The 14,893-nt window shown below is 67.9% G+C and carries 14 protein-coding genes; 12 read left to right on the plus strand and 2 right to left on the minus strand.

The window, feature by feature from the left end; all coding sequences use genetic code 11:
• Positions 1-152: 152 nt before the first annotated feature.
• Positions 153-1,130 carry a histidinol-phosphate transaminase gene (gene hisC, locus M2282_RS26295; protein WP_348541748.1) on the plus strand — a complete coding sequence of 326 codons (978 nt, stop codon included), beginning with the start codon at positions 153-155 and terminating at the stop codon, positions 1,128-1,130.
• A 138-nt stretch (positions 1,131-1,268) separates the two neighbouring features.
• On the opposite strand, the gene M2282_RS26300 is transcribed toward hisC, so the two are convergent.
• Positions 1,269-2,009, minus strand: a complete 741-nt coding sequence (locus M2282_RS26300) for an IclR family transcriptional regulator (protein WP_280811726.1) — start codon at positions 2,007-2,009, stop codon at positions 1,269-1,271.
• A gap of 118 nt (positions 2,010-2,127) precedes the next feature.
• On the opposite strand from M2282_RS26300, the gene M2282_RS26305 reads away from it, so the two are divergent.
• Genes M2282_RS26305 through M2282_RS26325 form a run of 5 tightly spaced genes read left to right on the plus strand, consistent with a single transcriptional unit; the run spans position 2,128 to position 7,768 of the window.
• Positions 2,128-3,063: a hydroxymethylglutaryl-CoA lyase gene (locus M2282_RS26305; RefSeq protein WP_280811727.1), complete on the plus strand. Its 936-nt coding sequence runs from the start codon at positions 2,128-2,130 to the stop codon at positions 3,061-3,063.
• Positions 3,056-4,246 (plus strand): CaiB/BaiF CoA transferase family protein, encoded by a 1,191-nt coding sequence (locus M2282_RS26310; RefSeq protein WP_280811728.1) that lies wholly within the window; start codon positions 3,056-3,058, stop codon positions 4,244-4,246. The genes M2282_RS26305 and M2282_RS26310 overlap by 8 nt, the downstream gene beginning before the upstream one ends.
• Before the next feature lie 38 nt (positions 4,247-4,284).
• Positions 4,285-5,220, plus strand: a complete 936-nt coding sequence (locus M2282_RS26315) for a LysR family transcriptional regulator (RefSeq protein ID WP_280811729.1) — start codon at positions 4,285-4,287, stop codon at positions 5,218-5,220.
• Between the two features lie 52 nt (positions 5,221-5,272).
• Positions 5,273-5,725: a DUF2214 family protein gene (locus M2282_RS26320; RefSeq protein ID WP_280811730.1), complete on the plus strand. Its 453-nt coding sequence runs from the start codon at positions 5,273-5,275 to the stop codon at positions 5,723-5,725.
• A 6-nt stretch (positions 5,726-5,731) separates the two neighbouring features.
• On the plus strand, positions 5,732-7,768 hold the full coding sequence (locus tag M2282_RS26325; protein ID WP_280811731.1) for a fused MFS/spermidine synthase: 2,037 nt from the start codon (positions 5,732-5,734) through the stop codon (positions 7,766-7,768).
• Positions 7,769-7,831: 63 nt separating this feature from the next.
• On the opposite strand, the gene M2282_RS26330 is transcribed toward M2282_RS26325, so the two are convergent.
• Positions 7,832-8,176, minus strand: a complete 345-nt coding sequence (locus M2282_RS26330; protein ID WP_280811732.1) for a hypothetical protein — start codon at positions 8,174-8,176, stop codon at positions 7,832-7,834.
• 131 nt (positions 8,177-8,307) lie between these two features.
• Between M2282_RS26330 and argS the strand changes: the two genes are divergently transcribed.
• The 6 genes from argS to rpoN all read left to right on the plus strand — a co-directional run bounded on the left by argS (position 8,308) and on the right by rpoN (position 14,892).
• Positions 8,308-9,993, plus strand: coding sequence for an arginine--tRNA ligase (gene argS / locus M2282_RS26335; protein WP_280811733.1), 1,686 nt, complete (start codon positions 8,308-8,310; stop codon positions 9,991-9,993).
• 11 nt (positions 9,994-10,004) lie between these two features.
• On the plus strand, positions 10,005-10,772 hold the full coding sequence (locus tag M2282_RS26340) for an SPOR domain-containing protein (protein ID WP_280811734.1): 768 nt from the start codon (positions 10,005-10,007) through the stop codon (positions 10,770-10,772).
• 158 nt (positions 10,773-10,930) lie between these two features.
• Positions 10,931-11,578 (plus strand): thiol:disulfide interchange protein DsbA/DsbL, encoded by a 648-nt coding sequence (locus tag M2282_RS26345; RefSeq protein ID WP_280811735.1) that lies wholly within the window; start codon positions 10,931-10,933, stop codon positions 11,576-11,578.
• 198 nt (positions 11,579-11,776) lie between these two features.
• Entirely contained in the window at positions 11,777-12,493 is a 717-nt protein-coding gene (gene lptA, locus M2282_RS26350; protein WP_280811736.1) for a lipopolysaccharide transport periplasmic protein LptA, read from the plus strand.
• Positions 12,490-13,284: an LPS export ABC transporter ATP-binding protein gene (lptB, locus tag M2282_RS26355; RefSeq protein WP_280811737.1), complete on the plus strand. Its 795-nt coding sequence runs from the start codon at positions 12,490-12,492 to the stop codon at positions 13,282-13,284. The genes lptA and lptB overlap by 4 nt, the downstream gene beginning before the upstream one ends.
• 18 nt (positions 13,285-13,302) lie before the next feature.
• Positions 13,303-14,892: an RNA polymerase factor sigma-54 gene (gene rpoN / locus M2282_RS26360; protein WP_280811738.1), complete on the plus strand. Its 1,590-nt coding sequence runs from the start codon at positions 13,303-13,305 to the stop codon at positions 14,890-14,892.
• The last annotated feature ends 1 nt before the right edge of the window (position 14,893 follow it).

The raw sequence follows: 14,893 nt of genomic DNA on the forward strand, positions 1-14,893 counted from the left end.
GAAGGAGTAAGAGCCGAAAGCGGGATTTATCAATGACAAAAATGAAGGTAATGGCCGCACGGCGCCGCTTTTTGCCCAAAGGGTAGGCACTGATGGAGGCGCCGCCGGCGCGGGATATATTTAACTTCTTAAATAAGACCGACCCCGCCGAAATGATCCTCCTGGCTTCCAACGAAAACCCGCTCGGCATGCCCGAGTCGGCCCGCCGCGCCGCCGCTGCCGCCCTTGAAGGCGCGGGCAACTACCCCGACAGCAACGGCACCGCGCTCAAGAATGCACTGGCCGCCCGGCTCGATGTGTCGCCCGAGTGGCTCACGCTGGGCAGCGGATCGAGCGAAATCCTCACGCTCGCGGCGCAGGTGACTCTGAAGCCGGGCGAGAACGTCGTCTATTCGCAGTACGGCTTCATCGTCTACGCGCAGGCCGCGGCGCAGGCCCATGCGCGCGCCACCGTCGTGCCCTCGCGCGATTTCGGCCATGACCTCGACGCGATGCGGGCCGCCATCGCCGACGACACGAAGCTGGTCTTCGTCGCCAACCCGAACAACCCCACGGGCACCTTCATCGATGCTGCGCCGCTGCTGGCTTTTCTGCAATCGGTGCCCACGCACGTGACGGTGCTGCTCGACGAGGCCTACACCGAGTACCTCTCGCCCGCGCAGCGCTACGACAGCATCGAATGGGTGCGGCGCCTGCCGAACCTGATCGTGGCGCGCACTTTCTCCAAGGCCTTCGGCCTGGCGGGGATGCGCATCGGCTATGGCGTGTCGCAGCCGGCGCTCGCGGCGCGCATGAATGCGCAGCGCCCGCGCTTCAATGTGACGACGCCGGCCCAGGCCGCAGCGGTGGCTGCGTTGGGGGACACGGAATTCCTCGCGCGCACCTACGAACTCAACACCGCCGGGCGTGATCAGCTCGCTGCCGGCTTCACCGAACTGGGCCTCGCGTACGTCCCGTCGTCCGGCAACTTCCTGATGGTGCAGGTCGGCGATGCGCAGGCCGTGCATGCGCGGTTGCTGGCTGCGGGCATCGAGGTCTCGCTGCTCGGGCCTTATGGACTGCCGCAATGGCTGCGCGTGAGTGTCGGTCTGCCCGAGCAGAACAGGGCCGTGCTCGCCGCCCTGCGCTGACCGTATTTCTCCCTCCCCTCCCGGGGGAGGGTTGGGGTGGGGGCACGGCGGCGTAACAAAGACCAGCGGCTCATCGAAGGCCGTTTGCCCCCATCCCAGCCTTCCCCCGGGAGGGGAAGGAGCAAGAAAGAAGACGCCTCAGACCTGTCCGCCGAGTTCCTTCGCCGCCGCCCGCACCGGCTCGATGTAGCCCTCGTCATACCGGTGCGTCGGCATCGTCAGCGTGACGGCCGCGGCAAGCCCGCCATCCGCATGGAACACCGGCGCCGAAATGCCCGCGAGCTCGGCCGTGCGGTCGCCCACCAGCGCGCAATAGCCCTGCGCGCGGATCGCGTCGTAGGGCTTGCGCTCCTTCGCACCGCTCGGCCGCTCGGCCTCGGGCCCGAAGGCGATCAGCACGCGCGCGCCGGCGCCGCGGTCGTTGGGCAGCAGGTCACCCGCGCGCACATGGTCGCGCACCACATGCGATGAATCGATGCGGAACTGGCACAGGCGCACCCAGCTTTCGCCCTGCACCTGCCGCACGTGGTACGCGGCGCTTTCGCCGGTGGCCGCAGCCAGCGCGCGCAGCACCGGCAGCACGATGCGGTCGAGTGACTGAGACGCGGCATAGAGCCCGTGCAGCCGCGCGATCTCCATGCCCAGCGCGTAGCGTCCGTCGTCCTGCCGGCGGATCAACCGCGCATGTTCGAGCGATGCCAGGAGCCGCAGCACCGTGCTCTTGTAGAGCTGTGTGCGCTCGGCGAACTGCGCAAGCGACAGCGCCTCGTCGCCCGCCTGGAACGCCGACAGCAAGCTCAGCGCGCGATCGACCGCGGCGGCACCGCCGGGGGCGGCATTGAGGTCGGAAACCGATTCAGTCTGGGCTTTGCGGGGCATGGGCGTGACTTGACAGGGAAAGTCGATCGGCAGTCTAATTCTGTTTGGCAGAATTTAGTTCTGTAAGATAGAACTGTCAAGCGATCCGCAACATGATCGCGCCAAGGAGACGAAGTCGATGACACCCCCCGATGTCCTCATCAGCGAGGTCGGCCCGCGCGACGGCCTGCAATCGGTCAAGGCCACCATGCCCACGGCAGACAAGCTGCGCTGGATCGACGCGCTCTACGCCGCCGGCGTGCGCGAGATCGAAGTCGCCTCGTTCGTGCCCGCGAAGCTGCTGCCCCAGATGGCCGATGCCGCCGAGGTGGTGCGCCATGCGATCACGCTGCCCGGCCTCACCGTGATGGCGTTGGTGCCCAACCGCAAGGGCGCGCAGGCCGCGCTCGAAGCGGGCGTGCACAAGCTCACGATGCCGGTGTCGGCCAGCGTGGCCCATTCGCTGGCCAACGTGCGCAAGACCCCCACCGAGATGGTCGAGGAGGTGCGCGCCATCTCCGACCTGCGCCGCGCGATCGCACCGCAGGTGAGGCTTGAGGCCGGCATCTCCACCGCCTTCGGCTGCACGCTGCAGGGGCTTGTGCCCGAGGACGACGTGATCCGCCTCGCTGCGCAATGCATCGAGGCCGGCGCCGAAGAGGCGGGCCTCTCCGACACCGTGGGCTACGCCAATCCCGCGCAGGTGCGCCGGCTCTTCAAGCGCCTGCGCGCGGAAATCGGCGTGCACGCCGGCGCCGCCCACATGCACAACACGCGCGGCCTCGGCATCGCGAACTGCCTGGCGGCTTGGGACGAAGGCGTGCGCACCTTCGACGCCTCGCTCGGCGGCCTCGGCGGCTGCCCCTATGCGCCCGGGGCCTCAGGCAATGCCGTGACCGAAGACCTCGTCTTCATGTTCGAGGCCATGGGCGTCCGCACCGGCATCGACATCCAGAAACTCATCGCGGCGCGCGCGCCGCTCATGGCCGGCCTGCCCGGCGAACCGGTCTACGGCATGACGCCCGAAGCCGGGCTGCCCAAAGGTTTTGTCCAGGAACACATCGCACATGTCTGAAGCCAATCCTCTTCCCTACGCCGGCATCCGCGTCGTCGAATTCACGCACATGGTCATGGGCCCGACCTGCGGCCTGCTGCTGGCCGACCTGGGCGCCGAGGTCATCAAGGTCGAGCCCATCGAGGGCGACAACACGCGCCGCCTGCTCGGCTCGGGCTCGGGGTTCTTTCCAACCTTCAACCGCAACAAGAAGAGCATCGCGCTCGACCTGAAGAAGCCCGAGGGCGTCGAAGCCGCGCTGCGCCTGATCGCCACCGCCGACATCGTGAGCGAGAACTTCAAGCCCGGCACGATGAAGAAGCTGGGGCTCGACTACGACACGCTCGCCAAGCTCAATCCGCGCCTCATCTACGTGAGCCACAAGGGCTTCCTGCCCGGCCCCTACGACCACCGCACCGCCCTCGACGAGGTGGTGCAGATGATGGGTGGCCTGGCCTACATGACCGGCCGCTCGGGCGACCCGCTGCGCGCGGGCACCAGCGTGAACGACATCATGGGCGGCATGTTCGGCGCCATCGGCGCCATGGCCGCGCTGCGCCAGCGCGAACTCACGGGCAAGGGCTGCGAGGTGCAGGCCGCGCTGTTCGAGAACAACGTGTTCCTCGTCGCGCAGCACATGATGCAGTTCGCCGCCACCGGCAAGGCCGCCGACCCGATGCCCAGCCGCATCTCGGCCTGGGCCGTGTACGACGTGTTCACGGTGAAGGACGGCGAGCAGATCTTCCTCGCGGCCGTCAGCGACAAGCAATGGGCCATCTTCTGCAAGGCCTTCGGCCTCGAAGACATGTTGGCCGATCCGCGCCTGAAGACCAACAACGACCGCGTGCGCGCGCGCGAATGGATGATGCCGATCCTGCGCTCGCACCTCGCGGACCGCAGCGCGGCCGAGCTCGCCGCGGTGTTCGAGCAGAACGAGCTGCCCTTCGCGCCCATCACCAAGCCAGAGGAGCTGTTCGACGACCCGCACCTGAACGCCACCGGCGGCCTCGCGCCCGTGCGCATGAACGACGGCCACATGGCCAAGGTGCCGCTCGCGCCGTTCACGCTGGGTGGCCAGCGCCCCGGCATCCGGCTGCAGCCGCCGCACATCGGCGAGCACAGCAACGAGTTGCTGAAAGAAGTGGGCTACGGCGACGCGGAGATCGCGGCGCTCAGGGCCGGTGGCGTCACTGCGGGCGACTGACCCCGGGGGGCGGACTCTATCTATATAGTTCCCGCCCCATGGACCGCCTGAAGCAACTCGAATCCTTCGTCTCGGTCGCGGCCCGCGGCAGCCTCACCGCCGCGGCCAAGGCCGAGGGCGTGGCGCCCGCGATCATGGGGCGGCGGCTCGATGCGCTGGAGGAGCGGCTGGGCGTCAAGCTCCTGGTGCGCACCACGCGGCGCATCACGCTCACGCACGAGGGCAGTGCGTTTCTCGAAGATTGCCAGCGCCTCCTGACCGAGTTCGCGAATGCCGAGGCCAGCGTGAGCGCCGGCGGTGTCAAGGCCAGCGGGCATCTGCGCGTGACGGCGCCGGCCGGCTTCGGGCGACGGCACGTCGCGCCGCTGGTGCCGCGCTTTCATGCGCTGCATCCGGAGGTGACGATCTCGCTCAATCTCAGCGACCGCGTGGTCGACGTGACCGGCGAAAGCTTCGATTGCGCGGTGCGCGTGGGCGACCTGCCCGATTCGTCGCTCGTGAGCGTGCGCCTGGCCGACAACCGCCGCCGCTGCGTGGCGACGCCCGATTTCCTGCGCCGCCACGGGGCGCCCAAGCACCCCGGCGAGCTGTCGCGCTTTGCCTGCCTCACGCTCTCGAGCGACGCCTCGCAGACGCGCGGCTGGGCCTTTCGCATTACCACCGAAGCCGGTGTGCAGGAGCTGATCCATCTGCGTCCGAGCGGCCCGCTCGACTGCTCCGACGGCCAGGTGCTGCACGACTGGTGCCTGGCCGGCCATGGCATCGCGTGGCGCAGCACCTGGGAAGTCGAGGCCGAGATCGACGCCGGCCTGCTGGTGCCGGTGCTCGACGAATTCGCTGCACCGCCCAACGGCATCTACGCGGTGTTCGCGGGCGCCAAGCACCTGCCGCTGCGGGTGCGACTGTGGCTTGATTTCCTCAAGGACCAGTACGGAAAACCGGAATTCTGGGGCGGACGGCCGGAAGAAGCGTGAGCAGCGTCACAATCTGTTCGCATTTGCAACCCGTACCGGAAGAAAGCCATCGATGACCCTCGAAGCCATCCTCGCCTATGTGCATCTGCTCGCGATCCTCACGATGGTCGTGTTCATCTCCAGCGAGGCGGCGCTGTGCCGGGTTCAGTGGCTCAACGCCGCCGTGGTCGAGCGGCTTGCCAAGGTCGACATGGTCTACGGCATCGCCGCCATCGCGGTGCTTGCCACCGGCATCGCGCGCACCTGGTGGGGCGTGAAGGGCACGGCCTGGTACTGGACCAACCCGCTGTTGCACGTGAAGCTGGGTCTCTTCATCATCGTGGGCGTGCTGTCGATCTTTCCGACGCTCACTTACTTCCGCTGGCGCAAGACGCTGCGCGCCACCGGCAAGCTGCCGGCCGAGGACGACATCAGGAAGACGCGCAAGCTGGTGATGGTGCAGGCCCACCTGATCGCGCTGATCCCACTGGTCGCGGTGTTCCTCGCGCGCGGCTTCGGCAAGTAAGCCGGCATGGGACCCGCCGGCATCCAGCTCCTGTTTGCCGGCACGATCTTCAGCAGCGCGTTCCTGCTGTTCCTGGTCCAGCCGCTCATCGCCAAGCAGATCCTGCCGTGGTTCGGCGGCTCGGCCGCGGTGTGGTCGATCTGCATGGTGTTCTTCCAGGTCGTGCTGCTCGCGGGCTACGCATATTCGGACTGGATCACGCGCCATCTGCGGGTGCGCACCCAGGCGGCGCTGCACGTCGCGCTCTTGCTCGCGAGCCTGGCTTTCCTGCCGATCGTGACCAGTGTGCGCTGGAAGCCGACCGGCGCCGAAGACCCGACGCTGTGGATCCTGGGCCTTCTGCTCGGCACCATCGGCCTGCCTTATTTTTTGCTCTCGACCACGGGACCGCTGGTGCAGTCGTGGGTGGCGCGGACGCCGTGGGGCGCGCAGGTGTACCGGTATTTCTCGCTGTCGAACCTGGCGTCGCTGCTGTCGCTGTTGAGCTATCCGGTGCTGATCGAACCGCGCAGTTCGCTGCTGCAGCAGGCGCACGGATGGTCGTGGGGCTACGGGGCGTTCGTGGCGCTGTGCAGCGGCACCACGCTGTACGTGGCGCGCCGCTGGGCCGACGTGCCGCTGCATCAAGCTTCCGGCGATACGGCCACGGCCCCTGAGAAACCGCTGCGCACCGCCGACTACCTGCTGTGGCTCGCATTGCCCGCGCTGGGCTCCTGGCTGCTGCTGGCGGTGACCAACCACATCACCCAGAACGTGGCAGCCGTTCCCTTTCTCTGGGTGCTGCCGCTCACGCTCTATCTGCTGACCTTCGTGCTGTGCTTCGAGAGCGACCGCTGGTATCGCCGCGGCGTGTTCCTGCCGCTCGCCGCCGCGATGCTGCTGCTGTGCGCCTTCGGCCTGCAGGACGCCATCGGCACCAGCGTGAAGGCGGCGCTGCCGATCTACGCGGCGGGCCTCTTCGCCCTGTGCATGTTCCTGCACGGCGAGATGGCCCGGCTGCGGCCGGGGCCGCGCTACCTCACGCGCTTCTACCTGATGCTGTCGCTGGGCGGTGCGCTGGGCGGCGTGACGGTGGGGCTGGTCGCGCCGCACGTGCTGCCGGCCTACTACGAGCTGGGCATCGGCCTGGTGCTCACGGCGCTGCTGGCGGTCGCGGTGCTGCCCAGCCGACGCTGGCTGCGGGTGGCTTGCGTCGCCGTCGCGGGTTGCTGCGCGTGGTTCCTTTGGCTGCAGGTGCAGGGCGACTCGGCCGATGCGCGCGTCATGCAGCGCAATTTCTACGGCACGCTGGTGACCGTCGATCACCGGCGCGACGACCCTGCCGACGACGTTCGGCAGATGTTCCACGGCTCGGTCAAGCACGGCGAGCAGTTCCTGCTGGCGGCGCGCCGCAGCGAGCCCACGTCGTACTACGGCCGCACGTCGGGCATCGGCCGCGCGATCGCCGCCGCGCCCGCGGGGCCGCGCCGCGTCGGCCTGATCGGGCTGGGCGCGGGAACGCTCGCGGGTTACGGGCGGGCCGGCGACGTCTTCCGGGTCTACGAGATCAATCCGCAGGTGTTCGATCTGGCCGACACCGAATTCAGCTTCCTGCGCGACAGCCCGGCCCGCATCGAGCGGGTGCTGGGCGACGCGCGCCTGGCGCTGGAGCGCGAGCCCGCGCAGGGCTTCGACGTGCTGGCGGTCGATGCGTTTTCGGGCGACTCGGTGCCGATCCACCTGATCACCGCGGAGGCGATGGATGTCTACCTGCGCCATCTGCGGCCCGGCGGCATCGTCGCCTTCCACGTGACCAACCGCTTCCTCGCGCTGGCGCCTGTGGTCGCGAAGATCGCCGAGACCAAGGGGCTGCACGCGAAGCTGGTGCACGACGACACCGCCGAGATCGCCTGGCTGCGCGACACCGACTGGGTGCTGGTCGCGCGAGAGGCGGAGACGCTGGCGCGCGACCCGGTGGGTGCCGCGGCATCGGCCATTGCGCCGGTGGCCGGCGCCCGGCCCTGGACCGACGACTTCAACAATCTGCTGGGCGTGCTGAAGTAGCGAACCGGGGCGCCATGAAAAAAGGCCCGCACGGGGCGGGCCTTTTTCAGTGCGGCGCGGGCTTCAGGCCTTGGCGTCTTTTTCGCACTTCTTGATGAAGCTGTTCTTGGCGGCGCCGGCCAGCGGCTTGCCGTTCTTGTCGATGGCCTTGGCGGCGCAGGCGGGAGCTGCAGCGGCCTTGGTTTCCTTCTCGCACTTCTTGATGGAGCTGGCCTTGGCGGCGCCAGCCAGGGGCTTGCCGTTCTTGTCGATGGCCTTGGCGTCGCAGGTGCCGCCGGCGGCGGGTGCTGCTGCAGCGGGAGCGGCGGCGGCCGGGGCGACAGCGGGCGCGGGGGCCTTGTCTTGTGCCTGTGCGGCCCCGAAGGTCAGGCAGGCGCCCAGGGCGATCAGGGAAAGGAACTTCTTCATGGTGATATGTCCTTGCAAGGTGGAGTTGTGACAGGTGCCCCGCCCCGGGGCTGCCCATCGTAACGGGCGGCGGCAACGATCGGATGACCATCGTCAACTGCGCCCGGGTTTGCCCCCGGTAAAATTCGCAGATGCTATTGGTCAAACAGGAGCTGCTCGCGGCGCTCGCGAACACGCTCGAATCCCTCTCCCCCGGTGCCGGCGCCAAAGCCGCGTTCGAATCGCCCAAGGTGGCCGCGCATGGCGATTTCGCCAGCACGGCCGCCATGCAGCTGGCCAAACCGCTCGCGCGCAAGCCCCGCGAACTGGCCGAGCAACTGAGCGCTGCGCTGCTCGCCACCCCCGCTTTCGGCCAATGGGTCGAGGCCATCGAGATCGCCGGGCCCGGTTTCCTCAACATCCGCCTGAAGACCGCCGCCAAGCAGCAGATCGTGCGCGAGGTGCTGTCCGCAGGTAACACTTTCGGCCAGCAACCCGCCACCGGCGAGAAGGTGCTGGTCGAGTTCGTCTCGGCCAACCCGACCGGCCCGCTGCATGTGGGCCATGGCCGCCAGGCGGCGCTGGGCGACGCCATCTGCAACCTGCGCGCCTCGCAGGGCGAGAGCGTCTGGCGCGAGTTCTATTACAACGACGCCGGCGTGCAGATCCAGACGCTGGCCAACAGCACCCAGCTGCGCGCCCGCGGCTTCAAGCCTGGCGACGCCGAGTGGCCGAGCGGCGAAAAAGCCCCGGCCTACAACGGCGACTACATCGCCGACATCGCCGAGGACTTCAAGGCGAAGAAGACCGTCAAGTCAGACGATCGCGAATACACCGCGAGCGGCGACATCGACGACATCGACTCCATCCGCGAATTCGCCGTGGCGTACCTGCGCCGCGAGCAGGACCTGGACCTGCAGGCCTTCCGCGTGCGCTTCGACAACTACTACCTGGAGTCGAGCCTCTACACCAGCGGCCGCGTCGAGGCCGCGGTGGGCAAGCTCGTGGCGGCCGGCAAGACCTACGAGGAAGACGGCGCGCTCTGGCTCAAGTCGACCGACTATGGCGACGACAAAGACCGCGTGATGAAGAAGAAGGACGGCACGTACACGTACTTCGTGCCCGACGTCGCCTATCACATCGCCAAGTGGGAGCGCGGCTTCCACAAGGTCGTGAACATCCAGGGGACCGACCACCACGGCACCATCGCGCGGGTGCGCGCCGGGCTGCAGGCGGCGGGCGAAGGCATTCCCGAGGGCTATCCCGACTACGTGCTGCACACGATGGTGCGCGTGATGAAGGGCGGCGAAGAGGTCAAGATCAGCAAGCGCGCCGGCAGCTACGTCACGCTGCGCGACCTGATCGAGTGGACGAGCACCGATGCCGTGCGCTTCTTCCTCCTGAGCCGCAAGCCCGATACCGAGTACACCTTCGACGTCGACCTCGCGGTGACGAAAAACAACGACAACCCGGTTTATTACGTGCAGTACGCGCATGCGCGCATCTGCTCGGTGCTGGCTGGCTGGGGCGGCGACGCCGCCACGCTGAAGGATGTGGACCTGTCGCCGCTCGAGAGTCCTCCAGCGCAGGCGCTGATGCTGCTCCTGGCCAGGTACCCGGCCATGCTCACCGCGGCGTCGAAGGATTTCGCCCCGCACGACGTCACCTTCTACCTGCGCGAACTGGCCGCCAGCTACCACAGCTACTACGACGCCGAACGCATCCTGGTGGACGACGAAAAGGTCAAGCTGGCCCGCCTGGCGCTTGTCGCCGCGACCGCGCAGGTGCTGCACAATGGCCTCGCGATTCTCGGCGTCAGTGCGCCGAACAAGATGTGAACCTCACTCCCATGAAGAAGACAACCAGACAACGCGGCAACATCGTCATCGGCCTGATCATCGGCCTGGTGATCGGCCTGGGCGTGGCGCTGGGCATCGCGGTCTATGTGACCAAGGTGCCGATCCCGTTCGTGACCAAGACGCAGAAGGGCGGCGCCGAGCAGGACGAAGCCGAAGCCCGCAAGAACCGCGACTGGGACCCCAACGCACCGCTGGCCGGCAAGGCCGGCGCCGCCAGGCCGACGCCGCCGGCCGCCACCGGCCCGGTCAACCCGGTCACCGGCGAACTGGCCACCAGCACCACCGCCGTCGCACCCGGCACGCCGCCCCCGGCCACCGCGCCGGTGCCCGTGGTGGTCGCACCCAAGCCGACGCGTGCCGCGCCGGTGCCGGCCGAAGCCAACGCGCTGCCCGCATCCAACGATCCGCTGGGCGACCTCGCCCGCGCCCGGGCGGGTTCCAGTTCGGGCAGCACGACCGTGGCGTCCGCCGCGCCAAGCAGCAGCAACAACAGCGCCGCGGCCACGTCTTCCGGCGCCGATCCGTTCATGTACTTCGTGCAGGCTGGCGCCTTCCGCACCACCGACGACGCCGAGGCGCAGCGCGCCAAGCTGTCGCTGATGGGCGTCGAGGCCCGTGTCACCGAGCGCGAACAGGCCGGTCGCACGGTCTACCGCGTGCGCGCCGGCCCGTTCAACAAGAAGGACGATGCCGACCGCCTCAAGGAGCGGCTCGATGGCGGCGGCCTCGAATCGGCGCTGGTCCGCGTGCAGCGCTGACCGACCGGGCGCTGTTGCTGCCGCAAATAGCCTTTAAGCTTCGCCGCGCGGCATTTGCCGCCACCATTCAGCGCCGGGGGCGCGCCGCGTGTCCGCTTGCGAGGAACTCCTCGCCGCACGCCGGCTCAGTCTGCCGTACCAACAGGAGAACCCTTTCAATGAAACGTCGTGACTTTTCGCTGGCCGCCACTTCGCTCGGGCTGCTTTCGCTGGCCGCCAATCCGGCCCACGCCCAGGCGCGCATCCCCAAGGCCGGCTCCGAGTACCTCGTGCTCGACAAGCGCGTGCCGGTCGATGCGCCGGCTGGCAAGGTCGAGGTGGTCGAGTTCTTCTCGTACAACTGCCCCCATTGCAACGACTTCGAGCCGGCGCTCGAGGCCTGGGCCAAGACGGCACCGAAGGAAGTCGCCTTCCGCCGCATCCCGGTGCCTTTCGTGGGCAACGACGTCGAAGCCAAGCAGCGCCTGTACTACGCGCTCGAGGCGCTGGGCAAGGTCGACGAATTCCAGCCGAAGGTCTTCAATGCGATCCACAAGCAGCGCCAGAACGTGAATGGCGATGCCAACATCATTGCCTGGGTCGCGGCCAACGGCATCGACGGCGCCAAGTTCAAGGAAGTCTTCACCTCGTTCGGCGTGGCCAGCAAGGCCAAGCGCGCCTCGCAGATGACCGATGCCTACAAGGTGGCCGGCGTGCCGGCGATGGCCGTGGCCGGCCGCTGGTATGTGGACGGCGAGACCGCCGGCAACATGACCAACGTGCTGCAGGTCGTCAACTTCCTGGTCGGCGAAGCAAAGAAGGGCTGACCCCCTCGGGCTGCGCGGCACTTCGTGTCCGCTGCCGCCCACCCCCTTGCAGGGGGCGATACCTGCGGTCCGGCGCAGCCGGTTCCCAGGTGTCTCCCGAGAGGGACACCGGCCCGCTTCGGCGGGCCTTTTTCATCTGCATTGGTGAACTGGTGTTAACCGCCGCATACAATGGTTCAGAGCAAGTTTCGTGCCTCTATGACATTGCCCTCCTACTCCACCACCACCCCCCTGATCCGTCGCATCGGCCGCCTCGCCGTCGGCGCGCTGTTGCTGGCCGGCCTCGCCTCGGGCGTCCTGGCCGAGACCGCCGACCGCGCCAAGCCGATGAACATTGAGTCCGACGCCATGCGCTACGACGACCTGAAACAGACCAGCGTGTTCACCGGCAACGTGCTCGTCACGAAGGGCACGATCATCATCCGCGGCGCGCGCATGGATGTGCGGCAGGATGCCGAGGGCTACCAGTACGGCGTGGTCACGGCGGCACCCGGCAAGCGCGCCTACTACAAGCAGAAGCGCAATGCGCCTGACGAGTGGATCGAAGGCGAATCCGAAGTCATCGAGTACGACAGCCGCGCCGACAACGTCAAGTTCATCCGCAACGCCACCATGCGCCGCCTGCTCGGCGCCACGCCGAACGACGAGAGCCAGGGCGCGCTGATCGTCTACGACCAGGGCAACGACACCTACACGGTCAACGGCTCGACCGTGCCGCCGAACACGGCAGTGAACGCGTCGACGCCCAGCGGCCGCGTCAAGACCATCCTCACCCCGAAGGCCGCCACCGCACCGAAGCCCGGCGCCTCGGCCCCGGCCGGCGCGAAGCCCGCGGCACCGGCCCCCACCCCCGCGCCCGGCACCGGCCTGCGCTCGACCACCACGCTGAGTGGAGAGGGAGAAGGGCGCAAGTGATCGAAACCGCCGGAATCCAGGAAGCCAACACCGTCCCGGGCAGCCGCCTGGTCGCGCGCGGCCTGCAGAAAAGCTATGGCAGCCGCACCGTCGTGAAGGACGTCTCGCTCGACGTGCAGAAGGGCGAAGTCGTCGGCCTGCTCGGCCCCAACGGCGCCGGCAAGACCACGTCGTTCTACATGATCGTGGGGCTGGTGCGCGCCGATGCGGGCGAGATCACCATCGACGGCGAACCCATCGCCCACATGCCGATCCACCGCCGCGCGCGCATGGGCCTGAGCTACCTGCCGCAGGAAGCCTCGATCTTCCGCAAGCTCACGGTCGAGGAAAACGTGCGTGCCGTGCTCGAGCTGCAGCGCGAACCCGACGAGAGCGGCAAGGTGGTGGCGCTTTCCAAGAAGCACATCGAGGAGCGCCTGTCCGAGCTGCTGACCGACCTGCGCGTCGATCACCTGCGCGATTCGCCCGCGCTCGCGCTCTCGGGCGGCGAGCGCCGCCGCGTCGAGATCGCGCGCGCGCTGGCGACGCAACCGCGCTTCATCCTGCTGGACGAGCCCTTCGCCGGCATCGACCCGATCGCGGTGATCGAGATCCAGCGGATCATCAGTTTCCTGAAGGAACGCGGCATCGGCGTGCTCATCACCGACCACAACGTACGTGAGACGCTGGGCATCTGCGACCACGCTTTCATCATCAGCGACGGGCACGTGCTGGCACAAGGCACACCCTCGGAGATCGTCGACAACGCCGAAGTACGCAGGGTGTACCTGGGCGAACACTTCCGCATGTAAGGGAGGGTCGGGTTCTTCATGAAGCAAGGGCTGTCCCTTCGCGTCTCGCAGCATCTGGCGCTCACGCCACAGCTGCAGCAGTCGATCCGGCTGCTGCAGCTCTCCACGCTCGAACTGAGCCAGGAGGTCGAGCAGATGCTGGACGAGAACCCATTCCTCGAGCGCACCGCGGAAGAAGCGGCGCGCGAGGAATTCGGGCTCGATGCCGTCGATACGCCGGTCCCGCGCGATGACGGCGGCGAGACCGGGGAAGGCGATTTCGCCCCGGTCCCGACCAGCAGTGCAACGACCGCGACTGAAACCACCTCGACGCCCGACACCGACGGCCCCGCCGCCGAGATCACGGAGCGCGAGCCCGACTGGGAAGGCGACGGCACCGTCGACATGGCGCCCGACGACAGCGAGTGGGGCAGCGACGCGCCCGCGCGCCAGAACAACCTGGGCAACGACGAACGCGCCGACGCCACCGAACTCGCGCGCAGCCAGGAGTCGCTGCAATCGTTCCTGCACCGCCAGGCGCTGAGCCTGCGCCTCAATGAAAACGACAGCGCCGCGCTGCGCTTCCTGATCGAATCGCTCAACGACGACGGCTACCTCGAAGATTCGCTGCCCGCGCTGGCCTCGGGCCTTGCGGGCGACGACAACGACCAGTTCGACGAACTGGTGCACCACTTCCAGGTGGCGCTCGGCCTGCTGCAGAGCCTGGAGCCTGTCGGCGTCGGCGCGCGCGACCTGGGCGAGTGCCTGGGCATCCAGCTGCGTGCGCTGGCCAGCGAAGACGAGACCGACGAAGAAGAGCTCATCCGCAAGACCGCGATCGCGATCTGCAAGCAGCCGATGGAGTTGCTCGCTCGGCGCGACTTCAAGCGCCTGGCCACGCTCACGCGCACCAACGAAGAACTGGTGCGCTCTGCGCTGCAGATCATTGCGCGCCTGGAGCCCAAGCCGGGTCGCCGTTTTGTCGACGTCGAACGCAACATCGTCATTCCCGACGTCATCGTCACCAAGACCGGCCGCGGCACCAACATCAAGTTCCGCGTCATGCTGAACCCCGAGGTGATGCCGCGCCTGCGCGTGCACGACATCTACGCCGGTGCGCTCAAGGCGCACAAGGGCGAAGGCAGCCAGGCGCTGTCGCAGCGGCTGCAGGAGGCGCGCTGGTTCATCAAGAACATCCAGCAGCGCTTCGACACCATCCTGCGCGTGAGCAACGCCATCGTCGAACGGCAGAAGAGCTACTTCGTGCACGGCGAGCTCGCGATGCGGCCGCTGGTGCTGCGCGAGATTGCCGACGAGCTGGGCCTGCACGAGTCGACCATCTCGCGCGTGACCACCGCCAAGTACATGTCCACGCCCTTCGGCACGGTCGAGCTCAAGTACTTCTTCGGCTCGGCGCTGGGCACCGAGACCGGCGGCAATGCATCGAGCACCGCGGTGCGCGCGCTCATCAAGCAGTTCGTGAGTTCCGAGAGCATCAAGAAGCCGCTGTCGGACAGCCAGATCTCCGAGATGCTGAAAGAGCAGGGCATCGAGTGCGCGCGCCGTACCGTGGCCAAGTACCGCGAGGCGCTGCGCATCGCGCCCGCCAACCTTCGCAAAGCCCTGTAGA

Source organism: Variovorax boronicumulans, assembly GCF_029892485.1.
Classification (GTDB): Bacteria; Pseudomonadota; Gammaproteobacteria; order Burkholderiales; family Burkholderiaceae_C; genus Variovorax; species Variovorax boronicumulans_B.

Bases quoted from the DNA above. Each gene is read 5' to 3' on its own strand.
- hisC (WP_348541748.1), top strand. From the start codon at position 153: ATGATCCTCCTGGCTTCCAACGAAAACCCGCTCGGCATGCCCGAGTCG.
- M2282_RS26300 (WP_280811726.1), bottom strand. From the start codon at position 2,009: ATGCCCCGCAAAGCCCAGACTGAATCGGTTTCCGACCTCAATGCCGCC.
- M2282_RS26305 (WP_280811727.1), top strand. From the start codon at position 2,128: ATGACACCCCCCGATGTCCTCATCAGCGAGGTCGGCCCGCGCGACGGC.
- M2282_RS26310 (WP_280811728.1), top strand. From the start codon at position 3,056: ATGTCTGAAGCCAATCCTCTTCCCTACGCCGGCATCCGCGTCGTCGAA.
- M2282_RS26315 (WP_280811729.1), top strand. From the start codon at position 4,285: ATGGACCGCCTGAAGCAACTCGAATCCTTCGTCTCGGTCGCGGCCCGC.
- M2282_RS26320 (WP_280811730.1), top strand. From the start codon at position 5,273: ATGACCCTCGAAGCCATCCTCGCCTATGTGCATCTGCTCGCGATCCTC.
- M2282_RS26325 (WP_280811731.1), top strand. From the start codon at position 5,732: ATGGGACCCGCCGGCATCCAGCTCCTGTTTGCCGGCACGATCTTCAGC.
- M2282_RS26330 (WP_280811732.1), bottom strand. From the start codon at position 8,176: ATGAAGAAGTTCCTTTCCCTGATCGCCCTGGGCGCCTGCCTGACCTTC.
- argS (WP_280811733.1), top strand. From the start codon at position 8,308: ATGCTATTGGTCAAACAGGAGCTGCTCGCGGCGCTCGCGAACACGCTC.
- M2282_RS26340 (WP_280811734.1), top strand. From the start codon at position 10,005: ATGAAGAAGACAACCAGACAACGCGGCAACATCGTCATCGGCCTGATC.
- M2282_RS26345 (WP_280811735.1), top strand. From the start codon at position 10,931: ATGAAACGTCGTGACTTTTCGCTGGCCGCCACTTCGCTCGGGCTGCTT.
- lptA (WP_280811736.1), top strand. From the start codon at position 11,777: ATGACATTGCCCTCCTACTCCACCACCACCCCCCTGATCCGTCGCATC.
- rpoN (WP_280811738.1), top strand. From the start codon at position 13,303: ATGAAGCAAGGGCTGTCCCTTCGCGTCTCGCAGCATCTGGCGCTCACG.